2 protein-coding genes are annotated in these 2231 nt (G+C 41.6%); both read right to left on the bottom strand.

Annotated features, from left to right (window positions below; all coding sequences use genetic code 11):
- Positions 1-375: 375 nt before the first annotated feature.
- Complete coding sequence (locus T357_RS0118350; protein WP_031555883.1) at positions 376-1476, bottom strand: hypothetical protein; 1101 nt, start codon at positions 1474-1476, stop codon at positions 376-378.
- Between the two features lie 239 nt (positions 1477-1715).
- On the bottom strand, positions 1716-2231 hold a 516-nt coding region (locus tag T357_RS0118345; RefSeq protein WP_031555881.1), incomplete at its 5' end, for a cation diffusion facilitator family transporter.

Raw genomic sequence — 2231 nt, 5'->3', positions numbered from 1 at the left:
CCCAAAATAAATTGGCAATATAAAAAGCCCGTACGTTCTGTACAGGCTTCAACGGACCATCCGCACCCGGCGCTTACGCTTTATTTCAAAGATTCTCTTCCAATATCCGATAGGAATTGTCGGAGCAGAAAGAAGTATAGTGCTGTCATTAGTGCGTGATCGCTCAGTTACAATAAGTAACGTTTAAAATAACATTATGTACTCTCTAAGGAAAAATAATACTTTCCCAAAAAGGTAAGACATACACCCCAACCTGTTAATGCTTCTCAACAGTTACCTGCCTTAGCTTTAGAGTGGATCGGGTGCGTTTTATGATGAGTCTCAAGAAGCCGTGAATACTGGCTTCGTTTTGGTGATACGGCCAGAACTCCTATATTAGCGAGTCTGACCAAATGCAAGAAAGGCAAGTGCCCTCTTTTGCATTCTGCGAGACCTCCTTGTCCTGCAGTTTGCTCTTGTTGCTGTTACCCCAAGTGCCTTTATGCTATCTTCTCTGTTTATAGATTTAACTTCCTTTGACAGAGTTGTACCAGTCTTTCCATAGAAAGATGGAGCATTAAGGATAAGCGCAAAAAGGAAGAGGATGCAGGCTGCTAACAAGTAAAGATCGTCTGATTCACCTGTTTTAGGAGTTGAACGATGTTCAGTTACTGTTACTACAGGCTGCTGTACCTCGATGGCCTTAGGCTCAGGGATTACCTCTTCAACTACAACAACTGGTGTTTCTGGATTATTGATGTAATCCATCTCGCTGTTGTCATAAGTGGTAATACCGCCACCGTGTGTAGTGTGACTCTTAGCAGGAACCTCCTTTACAGCTTCTGTCTCAGCGACAGTTTCTGTTTCAGGTTTGGTTTCCGGCTGAGTGTCTGCTACTGATTCCGGCGCAGTCTCTTCCTGAGTGGTCTCTTCCTGAGTAGTTTCCTCTTGAGTTTCCGGTTCTGTTTCCAGTTCTGTCTCTGGCTCGGTGTGTTCCACGGTTTCCGCTTCGGTTGGTGCTTCTGTCTTTCTTTCCGGTCTGGAGAATCTAATCTCCTGTACACTACCGGTCTTATCGGACAGTTCGAATTTCTCTGCTTCTTTTTTGTCATCGGAAACAAGTTCCTCAGGCTCAGAATCAACTGAGTTATTTAAGTCTTCTGATTTAACTTCTTCAGACTTCTCAGCTACATCAGAGTTCTCTTCGGCAACATCGGTATCAGAATCTTCGGTGTTGGAATCTGTATTCACATCTTCCTTTTCCTTGTCATCGTCACCATTGTCTGAGTCAGCATCATCTGTATCCTCTGAATCTTCTTCTGCTTCATTAGCATCAGAATTTTCATCAGATTCAGCAGCTTCCTCTACATCGGATACCTGGTCTGCGTATACCACAATCGGCATTGCAGAAAACCTTGCTACATCAATGCCTGAAACAATCAGGATAATACAGAAAACAAGGCCAATAAAATTAGTAAAAAAACGAGACATCTTCATAGCGTCTCCCCTCCTGCGCTCTCAACGCAAAGAACTGGGAGTCATAATGTAGATTTTGCGATCATTATCGTCAGTAATCTCTATATGACTCATTAAAAAGTTACATCATAAGTATGGAAGGGGATTTTTCAGATAACGTTGAAAATCAGAGAAAATGCGAGAATATGAAACAAAAAAGAGCAAATACCGCAAAATTGGTATTCGCTCTTTCTATTTAGTTACTGATTTTAATCGGATTATTACTCTGCCGGATTAACATGTATCATTATGTGTTTGACATTAGGATACTTGTTTTCAACACTGTTATGAACGGACTCTGCAATTTCATGAGCTTCAACAAGTGAAATATCTCTTTGGGCTGCGATTTCGAGATCGATATAGATCTTGTTTCCAAACTGTCTCGTATGAAGCAGGTCTATGTGTTCAACTCCCGGCTGATCTTCAATGAAAGTCCGTAGATTTTCTTCAAAATCCTTATCACAGGATGTATCAAGCATTTTATCCAAAGCATCCCGGGAGATATCATAAGCTACCTTAAGAATAAACAGACAGATAACAAGGCTTGCAATAGGATCCATAATAGGAAATCCTATCATGGCCAGGCCAATTCCGATAAAAGACCCAACTGATGACAGGGCATCAGAACGATGATGCCAGGCATCTGCTTTAAAAGCAGATGAATTAAGCTTCTTAGCATATATCATGGTATACCAGAACATGGCTTCTTTGACGACTATGGAAACAACTGCAGCGAT

The sequence above is a fragment of the Oribacterium sp. FC2011 genome (assembly GCF_000701645.1).
In the GTDB taxonomy this organism is placed as follows: Bacteria; Bacillota; Clostridia; order Lachnospirales; family Lachnospiraceae; genus Oribacterium.
Note: the sequence above shows the minus strand (reverse complement) of the source record. Positions and strands in the feature narration are given on the sequence as shown.

What these genes read in the sequence shown, in the direction of transcription:
- T357_RS0118350 (WP_031555883.1), bottom strand. Translation starts at nt 1,476, where the DNA reads ATGAAGATGTCTCGTTTTTTTACTAATTTTATTGGCCTTGTTTTCTGT.